This window comes from Pseudomonas sp. LBUM1661, from assembly GCF_059695925.1.
On the sequence record NZ_CP166794.1, the window covers coordinates 6,241,128 to 6,264,439 of the forward strand.

Consider the following 23,312-nt stretch of genomic DNA (forward strand, 5'->3'; position numbering starts at 1 on the left):
GCGTCACAACAATGCTGAAGGGGTCAACTGCTCACCGCGCCACTCAAACGCCACCGGCGCCAACACCTGATCTATCTGCGCCTCGCCCCACAACGTTGCAAAGCTTTTGCCTACACCCGGATGCACGCGATCCGGCGCTATCAGCGACAACGGCCACAGCACAAAGGCATTTTTCAGAATCTCGGCCCGCGGCAGGATCAAGCCATCGAAGTTGCCGACCAGATCGCCGAACAGCAGCACGTCGATATCCAGCGGCAAACCCTTGCGATCCGGTGCGTAACGACCGTTGTCCGCCTCGATGAATTTCAACCGACGGTCCAGCTCAATCAGCGGCAGATCGGTGTAAGCCGAGACCACGAAGTTGAAGAACGGCCCGCTCTTGATGCCCACCGGCTGGCTTTCGAACACCGCCGAGCAGCGTATATCCACCAGGAACCCCGCCAGGGCGTCGAGGCCAGCCTGCAAATGGGTTTCGCGCTCGATATTGCTACCGAGCCCGAGGTACACCTGAGTCAGCGACATCCGCGCTCGATCTCCACGCCCACACCACCGGTGGCTGCCGGGACAGCGCCTGGCTTGGTCAACTTGAGGCGCATCCAGCTGATCTTGAATTCGCTCATCAGCACCTCAACCAAACGCTCGGCAAAGGTCTCGACCAACTGGTATTGAGCCTGCTCGGCAAAGGCCTGGATGCGCGACGAAACGCTCGCGTAATCGAGTGCCAGCGTCAGGTCATCACCGGCTGCGGCCGGGCGGTTATCCCAGGCGAAGCTCAGATCAAGACGCAAGCACTGTCGGATGCCTCGCTCCCAGTCGTAGGCACCGATGACGGTGTCGACTTCCAGGCCCTCGATAAACACTCTGTCCAAGCACTTTTCTCCGCTGCACGACAAGGGCGCATTGCGCCGTTAGAATCAGGGCGTCCTCGCCCGGAATAGTTAGCATGTTTTGGTTATTGGCGATCCTCGCCTACCTGCTCGGCTCTCTGTCCTTTGCCATTTTGCTCAGCCGCCTGACCGGTAACCCCGATCCGCGAATGAGTGGCTCGGGCAATGCCGGTGCCACCAACATGTTGCGCCTGGCCGGCAAAAAACTCGCCGTCCTGACGTTGCTCGGCGACCTCTGCAAAGGCTTGCTGCCCGTACTGATCGCAGGCCTTGTGGGCCTTTCGCTGCAAGAACAGGCCTGGATCGGCGTCAGTGCCGTCATCGGCCACCTGTTCCCGTTGTACTTTCGCTTTCGCGGCGGCAAGGGTGTCGCCACCGCTGCCGGCATGCTGCTGGGCCTGTACCCGCCTGCTGCGCTGTTGGCGGTCTGTGCCTGGCTGCTGACGTTCTACCTGACCCGCACCAGCTCGCTGGCCGCCTTGATCGCCACACCGCTGACCCTGCCGCTGCTAGCCTGGCAAGAACCGGCGGCGCTGCTGCCCATGAGCGCACTCACAGGACTGATTGTCTGGCGCCATCGCGGCAATCTACGCGACCTGTTTGCCGGGCGCGAACGGCATTTTTAAATACCGCGCATGAGCGCCGCTCATCACAACCCCGACAATTGCTCCATCGGCCAGCGCGCCTGCACGCTGATCGCCAGGCTTTCGTGCTGACCGGCCTGCAAGCGCTGGCAACCGGCAAACGCAATCATCGCGCCATTGTCGGTGCAAAATTCCGGACGGGCATAAAACACATCGCCCTGCATGTCGCCGAGCATCTTCTCCAGCGAGGTGCGCAACGCCTTGTTGGCGCTAACGCCCCCAGCGATCACCAGACGCTTCATGCCCGCCTGTTTCAGGGCGCGCTTGCACTTGATGGTCAAAGTCTCCACCACGGCCTGCTGGAACGCCAGCGAGATGTCGCAACGGGCTTGCTCGCTGTCGTCCCCGGCGCTGACGCTCTGCTGCCAGGTGTTCAGCGCGAAGGTTTTCAGGCCACTGAAGCTGAAAGCCAGGCCTGGGCGGTCGCACATCGGACGCGGAAACGTAAAACGTCCTGCAACGCCTTGTTCCGCCAGACGAGCGATTTCCGGGCCACCCGGATAATTGAGGCCCATCATTTTTGCGGTTTTGTCGAACGCTTCACCGGCAGCATCATCGAGGGTCTCGCCCAAAAGCGTGTATTGCCCGATTCCATCGACCTGAACCAGCTGCGTATGACCGCCTGACACCAACAAAGCGACGAACGGGAATTCCGGAGGTTGCGCCTCCAGCATCGGCGCCAGCAAATGGCCTTCCATGTGGTGCACGCCCAACGCCGGAATGCCCCAGGCAAACGCCAGTGCCTGGGCGCAGGAAGCGCCCACCAGCAAGGCACCGACCAGGCCAGGACCTGCGGTGTAGGCGATGGCGTCGATCTCTGTCGGCACGCAGTCCGCCTCGGCCAACACCTGACGAATCAAGGGCAGCATGCGTTTGACGTGGTCGCGCGAGGCGAGCTCCGGCACCACACCGCCATAGGCGCGGTGCAGGTCGATCTGGCTGAACAGCGCGTCGGCCAGCAGGCCGCGTTCACTGTCGTAAAGTGCGACACCGGTTTCGTCGCAGGAGGTTTCTAATCCCAGTACTAGCATGGGTTTGCGCCTTGTTTAGGCTGAATTCGAAGGCGCGCATAATAGTCGCCACGTGATGCCCCGACCAGCGGTTTTCGATCAGAGGCTTTGCATTCCGAGCGATGAGGGGTTAACATCCGCAACCCTTAAAAACCGACGTCTTCAAGTGCTCTTTTGCCACGAGGATGTTGACCCCGGTAATGAATGAAGGTAGCTCTGGATGCCAGCCGTCAAAGTAAAAGAGAACGAACCCTTCGACGTAGCTCTGCGTCGTTTCAAGCGCTCCTGCGAAAAAGCCGGTGTACTGGCTGAAGTTCGTAGCCGCGAATTCTACGAGAAGCCTACTTCCGAGCGTAAGCGTAAAGCAGCAGCCGCTGTTAAGCGTCACGCGAAGAAAGTTCAGCGCGAACAGCGCCGCGCCGTTCGTCTGTACTAATACACAGACGTTCGTAGCAAGCTTCTGCCAAGCCCGGCCCTCAGCCGGGCTAATGGCATTTGCGGAAAACGCTTGATGCTTCACCGTCAAAGCCGCAGACGCGACCGAGACAAATCTGCTTCACAGCGTCAGACCTGGCTCTTTTGCCAGCGGTGCACGTCTTTTCTGACGAGCCTTCCAAGGCTACTGACGAGCACACCCACTGATTCCTCTCACGACGATCAGCCCAAGGCACCTTCTTGCGTGCCCGCTTATGAGCTATCCGAGGCCATCAACTGGCCGCAGCGGATTTCAGCGCAATACTTTCAAATAGTCGAATACTGATTGGTACTAACGTCAGTGGATTTTCGGCAGATACACTTCCCGACAGCGATTACGCAGACGACACTGGTCGAGCCGCACATTTTGCGCGCCTCAAACCCAGCCGCCCTTCGTTTCGGGTCTATTTCAGCGCAGATGACGAGAACGCCATGGCCGGGCTAATTCCCCAGAGCTTCATTGACGACCTTCTGAACCGCACCGACATCGTCGATGTGGTCAGCTCGCGCCTGCAAATGAAAAAGGCCGGCAAGAACTACACCGCCTGCTGCCCGTTTCACAAAGAGAAAACCCCCTCCTTCAGCGTCAGCCCTGACAAGCAGTTCTACTATTGCTTCGGCTGCGGCGCTGGCGGTAACGCCCTCGGCTTCATGATGGACCACGACAACCTGGATTTCGTCCAGGCTGTCGAAGAACTGGCCAAAGCCGCCGGCATGGAAATCCCCCGCGAAGAAAGCGGCCGGCCGCACAAACCGCGGCAGCCGACTGATTCGCCGCTGTACCCGCTGCTCACCGCCGCCGCCGACTTTTACCGGCAGGCCCTGAAGAGCCATCCATCGCGCAAAGCCGCTGTGGATTACTTGAAGGGTCGCGGACTGACGGGTGAAATCGCCCGGGACTTCGGCCTCGGCTTTGCTCCGCCTGGCTGGGACAACCTGTTCAAGCACCTGAGCAGCGACACCCTGCAACAAAAAGCCATGGTCGATGCCGGCTTGCTGATCGAGAACGCCGAAACCGGCAAACGCTACGACCGCTTTCGCGATCGAGTGATGTTTCCGATCCGTGACAGCCGCGGGCGCATCATCGCTTTCGGCGGCCGGGTACTGGGCGACGACAAACCGAAGTACCTGAACTCACCGGAAACCCCGGTATTTCATAAAGGCCAGGAGCTCTACGGCCTGTATGAAGCACGCAAGCACAACCGCAACCTCGACGAAATCATCGTCGTCGAAGGCTACATGGACGTCATCGCCCTCGCCCAGCAAGGCCTGCGCAATGCCGTCGCCACGCTTGGCACCGCGACCAGCGAAGAACACTTGAAACGACTGTTTCGCGTCGTACCCAACGTGCTGTTCTGTTTCGACGGCGACCAAGCTGGCCGCAATGCCGCCTGGCGAGCTTTGGAAGCCGCCCTGCCGTGCCTGCAAGATGGGCGACGCGCACGCTTTCTGTTCCTGCCGGAAGGTGAAGACCCGGATACGCTGGTCCGCTCCGAAGGCACTGACGCCTTCCGCGCACGGATCAATCAGCACGCGCAACCGCTGGCCGATTATTTCTTCCAGCAACTGACCGAGGAATCGGATCCGCGCTCGCTCGAAGGCAAGGCCCACATGGCCACCCTCGCGGCGCCGCTGATCGATAAAGTCCCGGGCGCCAACCTGCGCATCCTGATGCGTCAACGACTGACCGAAATCACCGGCCTTACCGGTGAAGCCGTCAGTCAGTTGGTTCACAGCGCACCTCAGGAAGCGCCACCGGCCTACGATCCGGGCATCGATTACGACGCCATGCCGGATTACAGCGACTACCATCAGCCGCAGGCGCAAGAGATGTACGCGCCGCAGCAAGAGTGGACGCCGAAGAAACCCGGTGCCGGCGGCAAGAAATGGGACAAGAAGCCCTGGGACAAGAACGGCAAGCGTGGCGGTGATCGCGATCAACAGAGCGCCCCGCGCACCCCGATCGCCGTGGAAGCCCCAACGTTAATTGCGCTGCGCACGCTCATTCATCATCCGGAGTTGGCGGGCAAGGTAGAAACCGCCAATCACTTCGCCAATGAGAGCAACACCTACGCGCAACTGTTGGTGGCCCTTGTCGAGGCCGTGCAAAAAAATCCTAAGCTAAACTCAATTCAGTTAATGGCCCGCTGGCACGGGACCGAACAGGGACGATTGCTCAAAGCATTGGCAGAAAAGGAATGGCTGATTGAAGGCGACAACCTTGAACGACAGTTTTTAGACACCATTACTAGGTTATCAGCGGCTCAACACACGGATAGCCTGGAAGCATTAATCAGAAAAGCAAGGCAGCCAGGACTGACCGCGGAGGAAGCAATTCAGATCGCAAATCAGATGCGCGACCTATTAAAACGCAATATGGCTGTATCAACCCCGACCTCAACTGGCGCGTGAGGTCATAGCTCAGGTATAATCCTCGGCTTGTTTTTTGCCCGCCAAGACCTTCAGTGGATAGGGTGTTATGTCCGGAAAAGCGCAACAGCAGTCTCGTATCAAAGAGTTGATCACACTTGGTCGTGAGCAGGGTTACCTGACTTACGCGGAGGTCAACGACCACCTGCCGGAGGATATTTCAGATCCGGAACAGGTGGAAGACATCATCCGCATGATCAATGACATGGGGATCAACGTATTCGAGGTTGCGCCAGATAAGGATTCCCTTATGCTGGCCGACGCCGATACCGACGAAGCCGCGGCCGAAGAGGCAGCAGCAGCGTTGGCAGCGGTCGAGACCGACATTGGTCGCACCACCGACCCAGTGCGCATGTACATGCGTGAAATGGGTACGGTAGAGCTCCTCACACGTGAAGGCGAAATCGAAATCGCCAAACGTATTGAAGAGGGCATCCGTGAAGTGATGGGCGCAATCGCGCACTTCCCTGGCACGGTTGACCATATTCTCTCCGAATACACTCGCGTCACCACCGAAGGTGGCCGCCTGTCCGACGTCCTGAGCGGTTATATCGACCCGGACGACGGCATTGCGCCGCCTGCAGCCGAAGTGCCACCGCCTGTCGATCCGAAAGCCGTGAAAGCGGACGACGACACCGACGACGATGACGCCGAAGCAACGACGGATGACGAAGAAGAAGCCGAAAGCGGTCCTGATCCGGTCATCGCAGCACAGCGTTTTGGCGCTGTCTCCGATCAGATGGAAATCACCCGCAAGGCGCTGAAAAAGCACGGTCGTGGCAACAAGCTGGCAATTGCCGAGCTGATCGCCCTGGCTGAGCTGTTCATGCCGATCAAACTGGTACCGAAGCAATTCGAAGGCCTGGTCGAGCGTGTTCGCAGTGCCCTGGATCGTCTGCGTCAGCAAGAGCGCGCGATCATGCAACTTTGCGTCCGTGATGCTCGCATGCCGCGTGCCGATTTCCTGCGCCAGTTCCCGGGCAACGAAGTCGACGAAAGCTGGACCGACGCACTGGCCAAAGGCAAAAGCAAATACGCTGAAGCCATTGGTCGCCTGCAGCCGGACATCATTCGTTGCCAGCAAAAGCTGACCGCGCTGGAAACCGAAACCGGTTTGACGATCGCCGAGATCAAGGACATCAACCGTCGCATGTCGATCGGTGAGGCCAAGGCCCGCCGCGCGAAGAAAGAGATGGTTGAAGCGAACTTGCGTCTGGTGATCTCCATCGCCAAGAAGTACACCAACCGTGGCCTGCAATTCCTCGATCTGATCCAGGAAGGCAACATCGGTTTGATGAAAGCGGTAGACAAGTTCGAATACCGCCGCGGCTACAAATTCTCGACGTATGCCACCTGGTGGATCCGTCAGGCGATCACTCGCTCGATCGCCGACCAGGCCCGCACCATCCGTATTCCGGTGCACATGATCGAGACGATCAACAAGCTCAACCGTATTTCCCGGCAGATGTTGCAGGAAATGGGTCGCGAACCGACCCCGGAAGAGCTGGGCGAACGCATGGAAATGCCTGAGGACAAGATCCGCAAGGTATTGAAGATCGCTAAAGAGCCGATCTCCATGGAAACCCCGATCGGTGATGACGAAGACTCCCATCTGGGTGACTTCATCGAAGACTCGACCATGCAGTCGCCAATCGATGTTGCTACCGTTGAGAGCCTTAAAGAAGCGACTCGCGAAGTGCTCTCCGGCCTCACTGCCCGTGAAGCCAAGGTTCTGCGCATGCGCTTCGGTATCGACATGAATACCGACCACACCCTCGAGGAGGTTGGTAAGCAGTTCGACGTGACCCGTGAACGGATTCGTCAGATCGAAGCCAAGGCGCTGCGCAAGCTGCGCCACCCGACGAGAAGCGAGCATTTACGCTCCTTCCTCGACGAGTGATCACAAAACCCCCGGCCCAGGCCGGGGGTTTTGCTTTATGCAGATTAAATCCCCCGCGACGCCCCTCCCGCCGATTTGCCCGTCTACACTCGAAACATTCCCCGAGCCATAACGAGACCGTTATGCCCAGACTGCCGACCGTGCTTTTTTTGCTGTCGCTTTTGACTTGGACCGCAACGGCTGGCGCCCTGACTCTGACCGACGATGAACGTCGCTGGCTGGCGGCCCACCCGGACTTGCGCCTGGGGGTTGATGCGTCATGGCCACCCTTTGAGTTTCGCGACGATCAGGGCCGCTATCAGGGCCTTGCAGCGGACTATATCGACCTCATCCGTCAACGCCTGGCCATCAAGCTCACCCCTATCGAGCCGGTCAGCTGGACGGTGGTCCTGGAGCAGGCCAAACAAGCCAAGCTGGATTTGCTGCCGGGCATCATGTCGACCCCGGAGCGCCAGGCTTATCTGTCGTTTACCCGTCCCTATCTCGATTTTCCGATTGTCATTCTTGCTCATGTCGGCGGCCCCCAGCCGCGCAAGCTGGAAGACCTGTACGGCCTGAAAATCGCCGTGGTGGAGAACTACGCCCCCCACGAACTGCTGCGCACGCACAATCCCGATTTGAATCTGGTGGCGATGCCTAATGTCAGCTCAGCGTTGCAGGCGCTGGCGACCGATGAAGTGGACGCGGTGGTGGGCGATCTCGCCTCCAGCGTCTGGAGTCTGCGCCAGCTCAAGCTCGACGGGCTGTATGTCAGCGGAGAAACCCCGTATCGCTATCAACTGGCCATGGGCGTACCGCAAGGCAACAAGATACTGGTCGGCATCCTGGACAAAGTCCTCGCCGACATGACCCCCAGTGAAATCAGCGCCATTCAGGAGCATTGGGTCGGCAACGTTCTCGATCACCGAACATTCTGGTCCGATTTACTGGTTTACGGCCTGCCGGGATTACTGCTTCTGGTGGGCGTGCTGGCAACGGTGATCCGGATCAACCGCCGACTGAGCTCGGAAATCTCGCGCCGGGTGGATCTGGAACAGGAACTGCGCAGCAGCGAATACCATTATCGCGGACTGGTGGAGAGCCTCTCGGCCATCGCCTGGGAAGCGCGGATCACCGACTTCACTTACAGTTATGTGTCGCCCCATGCCGAGGATTTGCTCGGGTACCCGCTGTCTCATTGGCTGATTCCGGGCTTCTGGCGCAACATCATTCACCCCGCCGACCTGACCCGCGCCCAGACCTTCTGCGATCACGAAGTCCTGGCCGGGCGCGATCACAGCCTCGATTACCGCGTGATCACCGCCGATGGCCGGTGCATTTGGGTGCGCGACATCGTCAGCCTGATCGAACACGGCCATGAACCGGTGATGCGCGGGCTGATGATCGACATCAGCGAGGCCAAGCGCACCGAAGAAGCGTTGCGCTTGTCGGAACAGAAGTTCGCTTCGGTGTTCCAGCAATGCCCGGATATCCTGGTCATCGCGCGCCTCTCCGACGGCTGCCTGCTGGAGGTCAACGAAGCGTTCGAAGAACAGATTGGCCTCAAGGCCGAAGATGTCATCGGCCAGACCGCCACCGACCTGAACATCTGGGGCATTCCCGGCGTTGGGCCGGGATTGCTGGAACGACTACAGGCCGGCAGCATCCGCAACCTGGAGATGCCCTTTCGCCGCAACAATGGGCAGGTGTTTACCGGCCTGATCTCCGCTGAACCGTTCGACCTCGATACAACACCGGCGTTGGTGGTGGTTGTGCGCGATATCAGCCAGCTCAAGGAAACCCAGCAGCAACTGCAAACGTCCGAAGAGAAATTCGCCAAGGCCTTCCATGCCTCCCCCGACGGCTTGCTGCTGTCTCGGCAGAGCGATGGTTTGCTGCTGGAGGTCAACGAGGGGTTCAGCCGGATTACCGGTTTCAACAGTGCGATGTCGGTGGACCGCTCAGCCTTGGACCTGGGCATTTGGGTCAATCTCAATGAGCGTAAACAGATGCTTGACCTGCTGCACCGCGACGGTTTCGTTCGCGACTTCAGTTGCCATATTCGCCGCAGTGACGGGCAGATCCGCCTCTGCGAGGTGTCCAGCCGTCCGCTGCCGATCGGCGATGAAGACTGCATGTTGACCATCGCCCGGGACATCACCGAGCGGCACGTGATGCAGGAAAAACTGCAACAAGCGGCCACGGTGTTCGAGAGCACCGCCGAGGGTGTGTTGATCACCGACACTCAACAGCACATCAGTGCGGTCAATCGCGCGTTTACCGAAATCACCGGTTATAGCGAGAGCGAAGCCCTCGGCCACACCCCGCGCCTGCTCGCCTCCGGCCTGCATGACAGCGCGTTCTATGCGGCCATGTGGCACCAACTGACCGCCGAAGGTCATTGGCAAGGCGAGATTTCCAACCGGCGCAAGAACGGCGAGCTTTACCCGAGCTGGTTGACCATCAGCGCGGTGCGCAACCGCGACAAGTTCATCACCCACTTTGTCGCCGTGTTTGCCGATATTTCCAGCCTTAAACATGCCCAGGCCAAGCTCGACTACCAGGCGCACCACGACCCACTGACCGGCCTGCCGAACCGAACGCTGTTCGAGAGCCGACTGCTGACCGCGCTCAACAACCAGCAGGAAAACGGCGGACAAGGCGCCGTGCTGTTCCTCGACCTGGACCGTTTCAAACACATCAACGACAGCCTGGGTCACCCGGTCGGCGACCTGCTGCTCAAGGGCATTGCCGTGCGCCTCAAGGAGCAGTTGCGCGACATTGACACCGTGGCGCGCCTCGGTGGCGACGAGTTCATCATCCTCCTGCCTGGCCTGCAGCAATCCAGCGATGCCGACAACATCGCGACCAAAATCCTCAATTGCTTCGGCGCTCCGTTCCAGGCCGGCGAGCATGAGTTTTTCATCAGCGCCAGTATCGGCACCAGCCTGTATCCCAAGGATGGCTGCGACGTCGCCACGCTGGTCAAGAATGCCGACGCCGCGATGTACCGCTCCAAGGCCAAAGGCCGCAACCGGGTCGAAAGCTACACCCGCGACCTCACCGCCCAGGCCAGCGAACGGGTGGCGCTGGAGCACGAACTGCGACGCGCCATCGAGCGCAACGAGCTGCACCTGCATTACCAACCGAAGATCAGCCTCGACGACCATCGTCTGGTCGGCGCCGAAGCGCTCATTCGCTGGCGCCATCCGACCTTTGGCGACGTGCCGCCGGAACACTTCATTTCCCTGGCCGAAGAAAACGGCATGATCCTGCAGATCGGCGACTGGGTCCTTGAAACCGCCTGTCGGCAGATGTACGAATGGAACCTGGATTACGAATGCCTCGGCCCGCTGTCGGTCAACCTCGCGGGCGCGCAACTGCGTCAACCGAACCTGCTGGGCCGGATCGAACAACTGCTCAAGGACAACCACCTCCGGCCCGATTTCCTGCAACTGGAAATTACCGAAAACTTCATCATGAGCCAGGCAGAAGAAGCGCTGACGGTACTGCATCAGCTCAAACACCTGGGCGTGCAACTGGCGATAGACGACTTCGGCACCGGCTACTCATCCCTGAGTTATCTCAAGCGCTTGCCGCTGGACATTCTCAAGATCGACCAGTCTTTCGTCCGCGGCCTGCCGGATGACCCGCACGATGCCGCCATCGTCCGCGCCATCATCGCGCTCGGGCGCAGCATGCAATTCACCGTGATCGCCGAGGGCGTCGAGACACTCGCGCAGCAGCAATTCCTGGCCGCCGAAGGCTGTGAACAGATCCAGGGCTACATCGTCAGCCTGCCCTTGCCACCGGAGGAATTCGCCGCGACGTTTCTTCGTATACGAGTTTCAGACTTTTCGGATAGCACAGCCGAGAAACCGTCGCTATAATCCGCGGCCTACTGAGGGCCTATAGCTCAGTTGGTTAGAGCAGAGGACTCATAATCCTTTGGTCCACGGTTCAAGTCCGTGTGGGCCCACCAAACAAGAAAGCCGCGCAATGCGCGGCTTTTTCGTGCCTGACGTTTAATCCAGGTTGCTTCGCGCACCCCTAAATCGGGTGACGTCCGAAGACGTTGTAGGCAATCTCCGAAACTTACGTTTGGGCACTTTGATGCCTTGTTGGGCTTTTCTTCGACGGGATACTCTTTGGATATTGCTGACCATTAAGCGAAGGGAGAAGACCAATCGAACAGCGCCTAAACACAGCAGGCTTGAAAATTCCCAAAAAGGGACCTAACGCTCCCTTTTTGGGACCTATAGATCTAACCATGCCTGCTATCCCGCTTAGCGATGCTCTCTTTACCTTGGCCGCACCATCAACCCGACGCTGTACAGCCTGGCCGACTGGCAGGCCAAGAAAGCAGCCGGCAACAGCTTTGTAGTGCGGGTTGAGCAGCAGGACAAAATCGATTTGATCGGCCGTCATCCTGAAAAGGCATCCAATGGGCAGTAACGACAGCCTGGAAAACCTCGTGCGCAGCGGCAACCTCAAAGCTGAACCGCCAGATCGTAAAGAATGTGAAGGGCTGCTCAGGTCAGCAACCGACCGCTTGAAGGATGCTCATAACACAGCCCTGTCTGGCTGAACTGTTAGCGGCAACCGATGCACTACTGCCACTGGTGCAAGACGCTATGGTTGTGAGCAAGTAATTCCTTGGTCCATCGTTATTCCCTGTGCTGACCGTTATCACTGCAGCTGTCAGTCCGAACTCTCAACGTTGGAATAGCCTGCACCAAACGCAGCCGCTCAAGCATTTCACCCGTCAACATAGCCTCATACGTATCCGCCGCCCTACCCCACTGCTCCACGATAACCATGCCGTCTACCAGCGCTCCTGCCAGTTCGGCAATCGTATCGGCCAAAGCCTCCACGATTGTCTGAGTTCGCAGCCACACGCGATCAGTAATCTCTTTCAGCTCCGCTGCAATGCGCCCAGACGAGGCTGGATCCGTATCGGGGTAGGCGATGTTGCGCAGCAAGTGCCGTAACTCTCTTATTTTTGCGTAGTCCTGTTCTGCACCCAACTCTCCATTCAGGATGGCTGCCGCTTTGGACTTATCGACATGTTTTTTTGTGGAGTTTTTTGAAGATAACGTCTGCGCCATAGCGCCAGCTAAGAGGACCATCATTCGGGCCTCCAAATGCTCCTTCATCGCCTCTATCGACGAAATGGGTCGCGCCAAGATGATGGAAGCGCCCCCGTGATGCCTTAAGTCCATGGTCACTGTCAGGGTCACGCCGCCCGTTGCAAACCCCAGCGCTCGGGCGATGACATAGTGCCCCATTTCGTGATGGGCAATCTGCACTGCATGGTCCCGTATAGCGGGAGGCAGCTTCTTGGTCATGTTCATCGTCTCGCATGCTTCGATTTCGCATTCGACTACGAGTGACCATTTGCTGTCCATCGCGTGATCCCGTTGATGGCGTTGCGCTCAGCCAAAAAAGCCGCGCAATTACGCGGCTTTTCGTACCTGCGATTCAGCCTTTACTTGGGCAAGGCGTACGCAATGACGTAGTCCCCACGGTCCGTCGACTGACGCGCGCCACCCACCGTCAGCAGGATGTACTGCTTGCCGGTTTTCGGCGAAACGTAAGTCATCGGACCCGACTGACTCCCCACCGGCAAACGAGCCTTCCAGATCTCATTGCCGTTGCCCGTATCGAAAGCACGCAGGTAGAAATCCTGGGTACCGGCGAAGAACAACAAGCCCGACTGTGTCGCCAGGGATGCGCCCAGTGTCGGCATGCCAATCGGGATCGGCAGGTGCATGCGGATGCCCAGCGGGCCGGTGTCCTGCACGGTGCCGACCGGCACTTGCCACATCAGTTTATGGGTCTTGAGGTCGATAGCCGACATAGTGCCGAACGGCGGTTTCTGGCACGGAATGCCGGCCGCCGAGAGGAAGCGTTCGCGCATGGCGCCGAACGGTGTGCCTTCCTGTGGTACGACGCCCATTTCGATACCGCTGGCCCCGGCGCCGATCTTGTCACGCGGGATCATGTAGTTGGCCAGGCCCAGGCGCATGTCGTTGACGAACATGTAATGCGTGTTCGGGTCCACCGAGACGCTGCCCCAGTTCATGCCGCCCAGCGAACCCGGGAATTGCAGGGCGCGGTCCATGCCGGGCGGGGTGTAGACGCCTTCGTGGCGCATGCCTTTGAACTGGATGCGGCACATCAACTGATCGAACGGCGTGGCGCCCCACATGTCCGATTCGGTCAGGGTCTTGTTGCCGATTGACGGCATGTCCACCGAGAACGGCTGGGTCGGCGAGTAGCGTTCGCCGGGCACATTGCCTTGAGGCACCGGGCGCTCTTCGACGCGGGCGATCGGCACACCGGTTTCGCGGTTGAGCAGGAAGATCTCGCCCTGCTTGGTCACTTGCGCCAAGGCTGGCTGCAGGCCGCCCTTGTCGTCAGGTACGTCGTACAGCAGCGGCTGGGCTGGCAGGTCGAAGTCCCACAGGTCGTGGTGAGTGGTCTGGAAGTGCCAACGCACCTGACCGGTCTTTACGTCGATGGCGACGATGGACGAGCTCCACTTGTCATCGAACTCCGTACGCTGGCCGCCGAAGAAGTCCGGGGTGGCGTTGCCGGTCGGCAGGTACACCAGACCGAGTTTGGCGTCGTAGGACATGGCCGACCAAACGTTAGGCGTACCACGGGTATACGTCTCACCCACTGGCGGGCGTTTGCTGGTGTTCGGGTTACCCGGATCCCACGCCCAGACCAGTTCACCGCTGCGCACATCGTACGCACGAACCACGCCTGGTGGTTCTCCGGTTGAGTAGTTGTCGGCCACGCGGCCACCGACGATCACCACGTCATCCGCAACCAATGGGGTCGAGGTTTGCTGGTAGTAACCGGGCTTCACTTCGCCCATGTCAGTTGTCAGATCGACGGTGCCTTTGTTGCCGAATTCCTCGCATGGCTTACCGGTTTCAGCATTGATTGCAATCAGACGGGCATCACCGGTCGGCAGAAACAGACGTTTCGTACAGGCTGATGGCGAGTTATCCGAAGTCGCCGGGGTTTCGGAGTAACCCAGGCCACGGCAGCGCTGCCAGTTAGGTGCAGTGCCTTGCGGATCAAACTTCCAACGCTGAGCGCCAGTGTCGGCGTCGAGGGCGAAGACTTTGCCGTACGCCGTGCAAGTGTAGACCGTGTCGCCGATTTGCAGCGGCGTGTTCTGGTCTTCGGCACCGGCGCCGGTGCTTTGCGGGATGTCGCCGGTGCGGAAGGTCCAGGCCACCTGCAATTTGTCGATGTTGCCCTTGTTGATCTGGTCCAGCGAGGCAAAACGATTGCCGAAGGGGGTGTTGCCCCAATGGGACCAGTCTTTCTGTTCGGTGCCGGGCGCAACCGGCGTGACCGCGGGTTCGCTGCTGGCCTTGACCACATGAGTGGGCACGAACATGTAAGCCATCGTTGCGACAACGCCGACGCCCAGAATGCCGGCCAAGCCATAAGCTCCCCGGCCCGCCGTCGCGCCCGATGCACGCACGAGCGTTGGATAGATCAGCGCGACAACCAGGCCGATCACGGCAAACGTCAGTACGCGCGAAACCAGCGGCCAGTATTCGAAACCGCTGTCCCACACCGCCCAGATTGCCGTCAGGATCAGTGCCAGGCCATACAGCCAGGCCCCCTGTGGTTTGCAGCGGGCGATCATCAGCCCGGACACCAGCATCGCCAGGCCCATCAGCAGGAAGTACCCGCTGCCGCCGAGCGAGACCAGATATCCACCGCCTCCGGCCAGGCCGAGTCCGATTAATGCGATCAGGACACCCAGCCCTATCAGCAACCATTTGCCGCCGCTGGCAGCCCCAGAAGTGTTCATGTCGGAAATTTTCCCCATTTGTGACAAGCGCGGAATAATGTACCAGCTAGTTACTTATGGCAAATTGTCGCAGCCAAAAATGGCATGAACGGTCGTAAGGCCAGATCAAACATCCACTGCGCGGGATGTGCCTGTAACATGCTTGCCCATTGATGTGTGCCGCTGGAGTTGCCGCTTTGCCTGACACTCGCCCGCCCGTTCTTGACGAAATCGACCGCCAATTGATCGCGGCCTTGCAGATCAATGCCCGCGAGAGCGTGGCCATGCTGGCTCGGCAGCTGGGCATTGCCCGGACCACCGTTACATCGCGCCTGGCGCGCCTGGAAAAGGCTCGGGTGATCACCGGTTATGGCGTGCGTTTAGGCCAGCGAGTGGTGGATGGCGGGTTGCAGGCGTACGTCGGGATTACGGTGCAACCGCGGTCCGGCAAGGAAGTGTTGCGCCGGCTCAGTGCAATGGCCCAGGTGCAGCAGCTGTGTGCGGTGAGTGGCGAATTTGATTATGTGGCGTGGTTGCGGACTGACTCGCCGGAACAGCTGGATCAGTTGCTGGATCAGATTGGCAGTGTGGATGGGGTGGAGAAGACGACGACGTCGATCATCTTGAGCAGCAAGATTGATCGGGGGCAGCCGGTTTGACCACATTGATCAGTATGTAGTTAAAGATCGTCATATTGATCATTAAACCTGCAAAACGACGACACATTGCGTCTTATTAACGTGTTCTACGCTCTCTAGAATGGCTGGCATCTTTTCCTATACTCAGATGCGCATTCCGCGTCGGGTCGCCAGCAAGGTCAGCCATGAACAAGAACAATCGCCATCCTGCAGACGGTAAGAAGCCAGTCACCATTTTCGGTCCGGACTTTCCGTTCGCCTTCGACGACTGGATCGAGCACCCGGCCGGCCTGGGCAGCATTCCAGAGCACAATCACGGTGCCGAGGTCGCGATTGTCGGTGCTGGCATCGCCGGTTTAGTGGCTGCATATGAGTTGATGAAACTGGGCCTCAAACCCGTCGTCTACGAAGCCTCGAAAATGGGTGGTCGTTTGCGCTCCCAGGCGTTCAACGGCGCCGAAGGTATCATTGCGGAACTGGGCGGCATGCGCTTCCCGGTGTCCTCCACCGCGTTCTATCACTACGTCGACAAACTCGGCCTCGAGACCAAACCTTTCCCGAACCCGCTGACCCCTGCATCGGGCAGCACGGTGATCGACCTGGAAGGCAAAACCCATTACGCACAAAAACTGGCGGATCTTCCTGCACTGTTCCATGAAGTGGCTGACGCCTGGGCGGATGCATTGGAAGCGGGCTCGCAGTTTTCCGATATCCAGCAAGCCATTCGTGACCGCGACGTGCCTCGCCTGAAAGAGCTGTGGAACACTCTGGTTCCGCTGTGGGACGACCGCACGTTCTACGACTTTGTCGCCACCTCCAAAGCCTTTGCGAAGTTGTCGTTCCATCACCGCGAAGTGTTCGGCCAGGTCGGTTTCGGTACCGGCGGCTGGGACTCGGACTTCCCGAACTCGATGCTGGAAATCTTCCGCGTGGTGATGACCAACTGCGACGATCACCAGCACTTGGTGGTCGGCGGCGTCGAACAAGTGCCGCTGGGCATCTGGCGGCATGTGCCGGAACGTTGCGTGCACTGGCCCGAAGGCACCAGCCTCAGTTCGTTGCACCGGGGCGCGCCACGTTCCGGCGTGAAGAAAATCGCGCACGCCGCTAACGGCCGTTTTACTGTCACCGACAACTACGGCGACACCCGCGAATACGCAGCGGTGCTGACCACTTGCCAGAGCTGGCTGTTGACCACCCAGATCGAATGCGACGAAACCCTGTTCTCGCAAAAGATGTGGATGGCCCTCGACCGCACCCGCTACATGCAATCGTCGAAAACCTTCGTGATGGTCGACCGGCCATTCTGGAAGGACAAGGATCCGGAAACCGGCCGTGACCTGATGAGCATGACCCTCACCGATCGCCTGACCCGTGGCACCTACCTGTTCGACAACGGCGACGACAAACCCGGCGTGATTTGCCTGTCGTACTCGTGGATGAGCGACGCGTTGAAAATGCTTCCGCACCCGGTGGAAAAACGCGTGAAACTGGCACTGGATGCATTGAAGAAGATCTACCCGAAAGTCGACATTGCCGCACGAATCATCGGCGACCCGATCACCGTTTCGTGGGAAGCCGATCCGCACTTCCTCGGCGCCTTCAAAGGCGCCCTGCCCGGCCATTACCGCTACAACCAGCGCATGTACGCGCACTTCATGCAGGCCGACATGCCAGCCGAGCAGCGCGGTATTTTCATTGCGGGCGACGACGTTTCGTGGACGCCAGCCTGGGTTGAAGGCGCGGTGCAGACTTCGCTTAACGCTGTGTGGGGCATCATGAAACACTTCGGCGGTGAAACTCACGCCGAGAACCCGGGTCCAGGAGATGTGTTCAACGAGATCGGTCCGATCGCCCTGCCCGAGTAAGAGGAATCCGAAATGCGCGTAGCCCTTTACCAATGTCCACCGCTGCCCCTGGATGTCGCAGGCAATCTACAACGCCTGCATCAACTGGCGCTGGAGGCCAAGGGTGCGGATCTGCTGGTGCTGCCGGAGATGTTCCTGACCGGCTACAACATCGGCGTCGACGCCGTCAGTGTGCTGGCGGAGGTGCACAACGGTGAGTCGGCGCAACAGATCGCGCGCATCGCCAAGACGACGGGGATCGCCATTCTGTATGGCTACCCCGAGCGCACCGAGGACGGTCAGATCTACAACGCTGTGCAATTGATCGACGCCAACGGCGAGCGCCTGTGCAACTACCGCAAGACTCATCTGTTTGGCGACCTCGATCACTCGATGTTCAGCGCCGGGTCAGATGAGCTTCCGCTGGTTGAGCTGAACGGCTGGAAGCTCGGTTTCCTGATCTGCTACGACCTGGAGTTCCCGGAAAACGCGCGGCGCCTGGCCCTGGCCGGTGCCGAGCTGATCCTGGTGCCGACGGCGAACATGATTCCCTTCGATTTCGTCGCCGACATCACCGTCCGCGCCCGGGCCTTCGAAAACCAGTGCTACGTGGCCTACGCCAACTATTGCGGGCACGAAGGCGAGATCCAGTATTGCGGCCAGAGCAGCATCGCCGCACCGGATGGCAGTCGCATCGCCCAGGCCGGTCTTGATGAAGCGCTGATTGTCGGCGAGCTGGATCGTCAGTTGATGGTCAATTCCCGTGCCGCCAATCGCTACTTGGTCGATCGTCGCCCCGAGCTCTATGGTGCGCTGAACAAGCGCTGATCCACCGTTATCCGCTAGCATTAGCGCTTCTCTGTCCTGGAAGTGCTCATGCCTGCGCTGAATCACCCTCGCCCCCTCACTGAAACCCTGGCCAACGGCCTGCGGGTGACGCTGCGTCATGCACCCGATTTGAAGCGCTGCGCGGCGGCGTTGCGGGTTGCGGCTGGCAGCCATGACGTGCCGCTGGCCTGGCCCGGACTGGCACACTTTCTTGAACATCTGCTGTTTCTCGGGACGGAGCGCTTTCCTGCGGGACAAGGGCTGATGGCCTACGTCCAAGGGCATGGCGGACAAGTGAACGCGCGAACCAGTGAGCGCACCACGGACTTCTTTTTCGAACTGCCGCCTCAAGCGTTCAGCGGTGGGCTGGAGCGTCTGTCAGACATGCTCGCTCATCCGCGTATGAATCGGGACGATCAGCGGCGGGAACGGGAGGTGCTGCACGCAGAATTTGTCGCATGGTCCCGCGATGCGGCCGCTCAACAGCAATTCGCGCTGTTCGACGGGCTCTCGGCTGCTCACCCGTTGCGGGCGTTTCATGCCGGTAATCGCTACAGCCTGCCGGTGCCACATCCCGAGTTTCAGCAAGCGTTGCAGGATTTCTATCAGCGGTTTTATCAGACTGGGCAGATGACTTTGAGCCTGACCGGGCCGCAAAGTCTCGACGAATTGAAGGCCTTGGCCCTGAGTTTTGGCGCGGTGATTCCTGTAGGAGAAAAAACCCCGCAACACGCGCCTACGGCCCTGATGGATTCTTCGGACAACAGTTATCAACAGGCCGGCGAGCGTCGACTGGATGTGCTGTTCGCCTTCGAAGCACTGCCGGATTCATCGCCCGAGGCGCTGGCGTTCCTGTGCCATTGGCTGAACGCCGCGAAGCCCGGTGGGTTGCTGGCGCAATTGCGCGCGCAAGGGCTGGCTGACAACCTGAAAGCCGCGCCGCTGTATCAGTTCGCCGGGCAAGCTCTGTTGCACATCGAATTCACACTGCCGGCCAACGCGCCGCAAACGGGTATCCGCGAACAGCTTCTCGATTGGCTTGGCTTCTTTTCCGCCCAGCAAGACTGGGCCGAATTGCGCGACGAATACGCCGCCCTGCTCCAGCGCCAGCAGCACGTCAGCGGCGCCTTGCCACTGGCCCGACTGGACAGCGAACAACGTGAGATAGGGTTAACCGAACAAGGCATTACCGCCCTCAAGGAAATCCTGAAACAAATCGGCGCTGTGGATAACTTCAGCGGCCCATGGCAACTGCCGACACCCAATCCGTTTTTGCGTGAAGAGACTCCGACTGCAAATGCCGGCCTGATTCGCGGCCAGACCAGCGCCCACCGTGGCCTGCGGACCTTTGCTCAGGATCGGTCGCGCAATCGTCGCGAACGCTCGCCGATGCAATTCAGTCAGGCGTTGCCGGATAACACCGCAGAAGGTGCCGTTTATTTGCGCTGGCGCCTGCACTCCGCGCCTCGCACCAGCCTTCAAGCCAGTGTGGAAAATCACCTGCAGTCGTTGCGCGAAGACGCGCGTCAGGCGGGTGTCGACTTTTCCTTCAGTGCATCGGGCAATGAATGGTTGCTGAAAATGACCGGTCTACAGGAACCCATGCCCACCGTCCTCGAACATGTACTGAAAGAGCTGACAAAACCTGTCATTGATTCCCCACCGGAAGTCCCGGCGTTGATGCCGATTCGACAGCTGCTCAAGGCGCTGCCTGATCAGTGCCTGGCGCACACTTCGGACTCGGACGACTGGCAGCCACTCTGGTCGAGCGCACGCTGGGATGGCCTGGCGATGGGTCTATCGGCCCAGACGCAAGCGGCTATGGGTCTTGCCTTGAGTCGTGTGCCCGGCACAGTGGACAGTCAATTGACGCCGCCTGCATCGATCCGCTCACAGCATCTCTGGAGCACCGTCGACACCCATTCCAGCGAACATGCGCTGCTGCTCTTCTGCCCGACTGCCACGCAGGACATCGCCGATGAAGCGGCCTGGCGTTTGCTCGCTCACCTCTGCCAGACGCCGTTTTACCAGCGTCTGCGGGTGGAACTGCAACTCGGTTATGCCGTGTTCAGCGCCCTGCGGCAGATTCATGGGCAGACCGGGTTGCTGTTCGGCGTGCAGTCACCTAGCGTCGCACCGCTGGACCTGCTGGAACACATCGAACAGTTCCTCAATGGTTTACCCGGCCTGATCGACAGCATCGATGACGCATCCTTCATCGACCAGCGCCAGGCACTGGCCGATCAATTCGATAGCGCCGCACTGCCCAACGCGCAGGCCGCGGAACTGCTCTGGCAGGGCAAACTGGCGGGCCACTCGTCGGATTATCTGACGCAACTGCCCTTGGCGATCCTGGCCATCGACCGCCCTGCGCTACACGCCGCCGTACAGCGATTGAACGATGCCGAAGGCGGCTGGCGCTGTCTGGCCAGCGGGCCTTGCCCGAGCGCGCCTTGGCAAGCGGCAAAATGATCATTACCGGTGGCGCAATTAGCTTTTTCCGAGAATGGCGGCCAAACACTCTGTAATTTTGAGTAACATAGCCACCTAACTATCTGAACATCTCCGGCTGGAGGTGGACTATATGTATAGATCTCAACTGTCCCATCACCTGAAGGAGCGCTCCCATGTCCTGGTCCAAACCTGCTTACACCGATCTGCGTATCGGCTTTGAAGTCACCATGTACTTCGCAAGCCGCTAAGTTTGTATCGAAGTGCAACGCCTCGGCTCGCCGAGGCGTTTTTGTTTTCAGCGTTGAAATGATGGAGCTGCCATGTTTGTCCAGATTCTAGGTTCCGCCGCCGGCGGTGGTTTCCCCCAGTGGAACTGCAACTGTGTGAACTGCGCAGGTTTTCGCAATGGCAGCCTGCGGGCCAAGGCCCGTACCCAGTCGTCCATCGCGATTTCCGATGACGGCGTGAACTGGATCCTGTGCAACGCCTCGCCGGACATCCGCGCCCAGCTCCAGAGCTTTACCCCGATGCAACCGGGCCGCGCCCTGCGCGATACCGGCATCAGCGCGATCATCCTGATGGACAGCCAGATCGACCACACCACCGGCCTGCTCAGCCTGCGCGAAGGTTGCCCGCATCATGTCTGGTGCACCGACATGGTCCATGAAGACCTGAGCACCGGTTTCCCGCTGTTCACCATGCTGACCCACTGGAACGGCGGGTTGAACTGGAACCGCATCGAGCTCGACCGCAGCTTCATCATCCCGGCCTGCCCGAGCCTGCGCTTCACCCCGTTGCCGCTACGCAGCGCGGCGCCGCCCTACTCGCCGCACCGTTTCGACCCACACCCCGGCGACAACATCGGCCTGATCGTCGAAGACGTGAACACTGGCGGCAAACTGTTCTACGCGCCGGGCCTGGGCAAGGTCGATGCACCGTTGCTGGAAATCATGGCCGGCAGCGATTGCCTGTTGGTGGACGGCACGATGTGGGATGACGACGAAATGCAACGCCGTGGTGTCGGCACCCGCACTGGCCGGGAAATGGGCCACCTGGCGCAGAACGGCCCCGGCGGCATGCTGGAAGTGCTGGAACAACTGCCCAAGCAGCGCAAAGTACTTATCCACATCAACAACACCAACCCGATTCTCGATGAGGATTCGCCGGAGCGTGCGGAGTTGGCGCGGCGTAAGGTTGAAGTGGCGTATGACGGCATGAGTATTGTGCTGTAAGGCATACAGACCGCTGCGCGGCCTATCGCCAGCAGGCTGGCTCCCACAGTTGATCGCAGTCCAATGTGGGAGCCAGCCTGCTGGCGATAAGGCCCGACCAGACACCCCATAACCCGATGGTTGTTCCCGGAGAACAGACATGACTGACACTCCAATGTCCCCCGCCGAATTCGAGGCCGCCCTGCGCGCCAAGGGCGCCTACTACCACATCTATCACCCGTATCACGTGGCGATGTACGAAGGCCGGGCGACCCGCGAGCAGATCCAGGGCTGGGTCGCCAACCGGTTCTACTATCAGGTGAACATCCCCCTGAAAGACGCCGCGATCCTCGCCAATTGCCCGGACCGCGAGATCCGTCGCGAGTGGATTCAGCGCTTGCTGGACCATGACGGCGCCCCCGGCGAAGACGGCGGCATCGAAGCCTGGCTGCGTTTGGGCCAAGCCGTCGGCCTCGACCCGGACCAGCTGCGCTCCCAGGAACTGGTGCTGCCCGGCGTGCGATTCGCCGTGGACGCCTACGTCAACTTCGCCCGCCGCGCCAGTTGGCAGGAAGCCGCCAGCAGCTCGCTGACCGAACTGTTCGCGCCGCAGATCCACCAGTCGCGCCTCGACAGCTGGCCGCAGCATTACCCGTGGATCGACCCGACCGGGTATGAATATTTCCGCACGCGTCTAGGCCAGGCGCGCCGTGATGTCGAGCACGGTCTGGCGATCACCTTGCAGCACTACACGACGCGGCAAGGCCAGGAGCGCATGCTGGAAATTCTCCAGTTCAAACTGGACATTCTTTGGAGCATGCTCGATGCCATGAGCATGGCCTACGAACTGAATCGCCCGCCGTACCACAGCGTGACCGAGCAACGGGTCTGGCACAAAGGAATAACCTTATGAGTTTCGATCGCAGCAAGACCCCAACCTGGCGTCCCGGCTACCGTTTCCAGTACGAACCGGCGCAGAAAGGCCATGTGCTGCTGTACCCGGAAGGCATGATTAAACTCAATGAAAGCGCCGCGCTGATCGGTGGTTTGATTGACGGCGAACGCGATGTCGCAGCAATCATTGCCGAACTGGACGCGCAGTTCCCCGGCGTGCCCGAGCTCGGTGACGACATCGAGCAATTCATGGAGGTCGCCCGTGCTCAGCACTGGATCGAACTTGCCTGATTC

18 protein-coding genes and 1 tRNA gene are annotated in these 23,312 nt (G+C 59.7%); 14 read left to right on the plus strand and 5 right to left on the minus strand.

Annotated features, from left to right (window positions below; all coding sequences use genetic code 11):
- Positions 1–3: 3 nt before the first annotated feature.
- Complete coding sequence (gene folK / locus ACA057_RS28750; protein ID WP_497344186.1) at positions 4–522, minus strand: 2-amino-4-hydroxy-6-hydroxymethyldihydropteridine diphosphokinase; 519 nt, start codon at positions 520–522, stop codon at positions 4–6.
- On the minus strand, positions 513–869 hold the full coding sequence (gene folB / locus ACA057_RS28755) for a dihydroneopterin aldolase (RefSeq protein ID WP_497344188.1): 357 nt from the start codon (positions 867–869) through the stop codon (positions 513–515). Before folB ends, folK begins: the two co-directional genes overlap by 10 nt.
- Positions 870–943: 74 nt before the next feature.
- Here folB and plsY point away from each other — a divergent pair, with 74 nt between their 5' ends.
- On the plus strand, positions 944–1,513 hold the full coding sequence (plsY, locus tag ACA057_RS28760; RefSeq protein WP_401363505.1) for a glycerol-3-phosphate 1-O-acyltransferase PlsY: 570 nt from the start codon (positions 944–946) through the stop codon (positions 1,511–1,513).
- A 23-nt stretch (positions 1,514–1,536) separates the two neighbouring features.
- On the opposite strand, the gene tsaD is transcribed toward plsY, so the two are convergent.
- The gene (gene tsaD / locus ACA057_RS28765; RefSeq protein WP_401363502.1) at positions 1,537–2,562 is read right to left on the minus strand and encodes a tRNA (adenosine(37)-N6)-threonylcarbamoyltransferase complex transferase subunit TsaD; all 1,026 of its coding nucleotides are present in this window, start codon (positions 2,560–2,562) and stop codon (positions 1,537–1,539) included.
- A gap of 199 nt (positions 2,563–2,761) precedes the next feature.
- Here tsaD and rpsU point away from each other — a divergent pair, with 199 nt between their 5' ends.
- The 5 genes from rpsU to ACA057_RS28790 all read left to right on the plus strand — a co-directional run bounded on the left by rpsU (position 2,762) and on the right by ACA057_RS28790 (position 11,306).
- The gene (gene rpsU / locus ACA057_RS28770; RefSeq protein ID WP_002551877.1) at positions 2,762–2,977 is read left to right on the plus strand and encodes a 30S ribosomal protein S21; all 216 of its coding nucleotides are present in this window, start codon (positions 2,762–2,764) and stop codon (positions 2,975–2,977) included.
- 470 nt (positions 2,978–3,447) lie between these two features.
- Positions 3,448–5,427 carry a DNA primase gene (gene dnaG / locus ACA057_RS28775; RefSeq protein WP_497344191.1) on the plus strand — a complete coding sequence of 660 codons (1,980 nt, stop codon included), beginning with the start codon at positions 3,448–3,450 and terminating at the stop codon, positions 5,425–5,427.
- Positions 5,428–5,494: 67 nt separating this feature from the next.
- A complete protein-coding gene (rpoD, locus tag ACA057_RS28780) occupies positions 5,495–7,345 on the plus strand; it encodes an RNA polymerase sigma factor RpoD (RefSeq protein ID WP_401353833.1) in 1,851 nt (616 codons plus the stop codon).
- A 122-nt stretch (positions 7,346–7,467) separates the two neighbouring features.
- Positions 7,468–11,214 carry a bifunctional diguanylate cyclase/phosphodiesterase gene (locus tag ACA057_RS28785; protein WP_497344193.1) on the plus strand — a complete coding sequence of 1,249 codons (3,747 nt, stop codon included), beginning with the start codon at positions 7,468–7,470 and terminating at the stop codon, positions 11,212–11,214.
- Positions 11,215–11,229: 15 nt separating this feature from the next.
- Positions 11,230–11,306: transfer RNA gene (locus ACA057_RS28790), tRNA-Ile, on the plus strand.
- Positions 11,307–11,991: 685 nt separating this feature from the next.
- Here ACA057_RS28790 and ACA057_RS28795 read toward each other — a convergent pair.
- Together ACA057_RS28795 and ACA057_RS28800 are read right to left on the minus strand one after the other, a co-directional pair.
- Entirely contained in the window at positions 11,992–12,672 is a 681-nt protein-coding gene (locus tag ACA057_RS28795) for a zinc metalloprotease (protein WP_497350048.1), read from the minus strand.
- A gap of 140 nt (positions 12,673–12,812) precedes the next feature.
- Positions 12,813–15,167, minus strand: a complete 2,355-nt coding sequence (locus ACA057_RS28800; protein ID WP_497344195.1) for a glucose/quinate/shikimate family membrane-bound PQQ-dependent dehydrogenase — start codon at positions 15,165–15,167, stop codon at positions 12,813–12,815.
- Between the two features lie 176 nt (positions 15,168–15,343).
- Between ACA057_RS28800 and ACA057_RS28805 the strand changes: the two genes are divergently transcribed.
- From ACA057_RS28805 to pqqD, 8 genes are all read left to right on the plus strand, one after another.
- Entirely contained in the window at positions 15,344–15,805 is a 462-nt protein-coding gene (locus tag ACA057_RS28805; RefSeq protein ID WP_008067391.1) for an Lrp/AsnC family transcriptional regulator, read from the plus strand.
- Positions 15,806–15,969: 164 nt separating this feature from the next.
- Complete coding sequence (locus ACA057_RS28810; protein WP_497344198.1) at positions 15,970–17,652, plus strand: flavin monoamine oxidase family protein; 1,683 nt, start codon at positions 15,970–15,972, stop codon at positions 17,650–17,652.
- A 12-nt stretch (positions 17,653–17,664) separates the two neighbouring features.
- Positions 17,665–18,459, plus strand: coding sequence for a carbon-nitrogen hydrolase family protein (locus ACA057_RS28815; RefSeq protein WP_497344200.1), 795 nt, complete (start codon positions 17,665–17,667; stop codon positions 18,457–18,459).
- 48 nt (positions 18,460–18,507) lie between these two features.
- Complete coding sequence (pqqF, locus tag ACA057_RS28820; RefSeq protein WP_497344202.1) at positions 18,508–20,931, plus strand: pyrroloquinoline quinone biosynthesis protein PqqF; 2,424 nt, start codon at positions 18,508–18,510, stop codon at positions 20,929–20,931.
- A gap of 155 nt (positions 20,932–21,086) precedes the next feature.
- Entirely contained in the window at positions 21,087–21,161 is a 75-nt protein-coding gene (gene pqqA / locus ACA057_RS28825; protein ID WP_009045898.1) for a pyrroloquinoline quinone precursor peptide PqqA, read from the plus strand.
- Between the two features lie 72 nt (positions 21,162–21,233).
- Positions 21,234–22,145: a pyrroloquinoline quinone biosynthesis protein PqqB gene (gene pqqB, locus ACA057_RS28830; RefSeq protein ID WP_497344204.1), complete on the plus strand. Its 912-nt coding sequence runs from the start codon at positions 21,234–21,236 to the stop codon at positions 22,143–22,145.
- Positions 22,146–22,284: 139 nt separating this feature from the next.
- Positions 22,285–23,037 (plus strand): pyrroloquinoline-quinone synthase PqqC, encoded by a 753-nt coding sequence (gene pqqC, locus ACA057_RS28835; protein ID WP_497344206.1) that lies wholly within the window; start codon positions 22,285–22,287, stop codon positions 23,035–23,037.
- Positions 23,034–23,309: a pyrroloquinoline quinone biosynthesis peptide chaperone PqqD gene (gene pqqD, locus ACA057_RS28840; protein ID WP_008024193.1), complete on the plus strand. Its 276-nt coding sequence runs from the start codon at positions 23,034–23,036 to the stop codon at positions 23,307–23,309. Before pqqC ends, pqqD begins: the two co-directional genes overlap by 4 nt.
- Positions 23,310–23,312 lie beyond the last annotated feature (3 nt).

What these genes read in the sequence shown, in the direction of transcription:
- rpoD (WP_401353833.1), top strand. Translation starts at nt 5,495, where the DNA reads ATGTCCGGAAAAGCGCAACAGCAGTCTCGTATCAAAGAGTTGATCACA.
- pqqF (WP_497344202.1), top strand. Translation starts at nt 18,508, where the DNA reads ATGCCTGCGCTGAATCACCCTCGCCCCCTCACTGAAACCCTGGCCAAC.
- tsaD (WP_401363502.1), bottom strand. Translation starts at nt 2,562, where the DNA reads ATGCTAGTACTGGGATTAGAAACCTCCTGCGACGAAACCGGTGTCGCA.
- rpsU (WP_002551877.1), top strand. Translation starts at nt 2,762, where the DNA reads ATGCCAGCCGTCAAAGTAAAAGAGAACGAACCCTTCGACGTAGCTCTG.
- dnaG (WP_497344191.1), top strand. Translation starts at nt 3,448, where the DNA reads ATGGCCGGGCTAATTCCCCAGAGCTTCATTGACGACCTTCTGAACCGC.
- ACA057_RS28785 (WP_497344193.1), top strand. Translation starts at nt 7,468, where the DNA reads ATGCCCAGACTGCCGACCGTGCTTTTTTTGCTGTCGCTTTTGACTTGG.
- pqqC (WP_497344206.1), top strand. Translation starts at nt 22,285, where the DNA reads ATGACTGACACTCCAATGTCCCCCGCCGAATTCGAGGCCGCCCTGCGC.
- ACA057_RS28815 (WP_497344200.1), top strand. Translation starts at nt 17,665, where the DNA reads ATGCGCGTAGCCCTTTACCAATGTCCACCGCTGCCCCTGGATGTCGCA.
- pqqD (WP_008024193.1), top strand. Translation starts at nt 23,034, where the DNA reads ATGAGTTTCGATCGCAGCAAGACCCCAACCTGGCGTCCCGGCTACCGT.
- plsY (WP_401363505.1), top strand. Translation starts at nt 944, where the DNA reads ATGTTTTGGTTATTGGCGATCCTCGCCTACCTGCTCGGCTCTCTGTCC.
- ACA057_RS28800 (WP_497344195.1), bottom strand. Translation starts at nt 15,167, where the DNA reads ATGAACACTTCTGGGGCTGCCAGCGGCGGCAAATGGTTGCTGATAGGG.
- folK (WP_497344186.1), bottom strand. Translation starts at nt 522, where the DNA reads ATGTCGCTGACTCAGGTGTACCTCGGGCTCGGTAGCAATATCGAGCGC.
- pqqB (WP_497344204.1), top strand. Translation starts at nt 21,234, where the DNA reads ATGTTTGTCCAGATTCTAGGTTCCGCCGCCGGCGGTGGTTTCCCCCAG.
- ACA057_RS28810 (WP_497344198.1), top strand. Translation starts at nt 15,970, where the DNA reads ATGAACAAGAACAATCGCCATCCTGCAGACGGTAAGAAGCCAGTCACC.
- ACA057_RS28795 (WP_497350048.1), bottom strand. Translation starts at nt 12,672, where the DNA reads ATGACCAAGAAGCTGCCTCCCGCTATACGGGACCATGCAGTGCAGATT.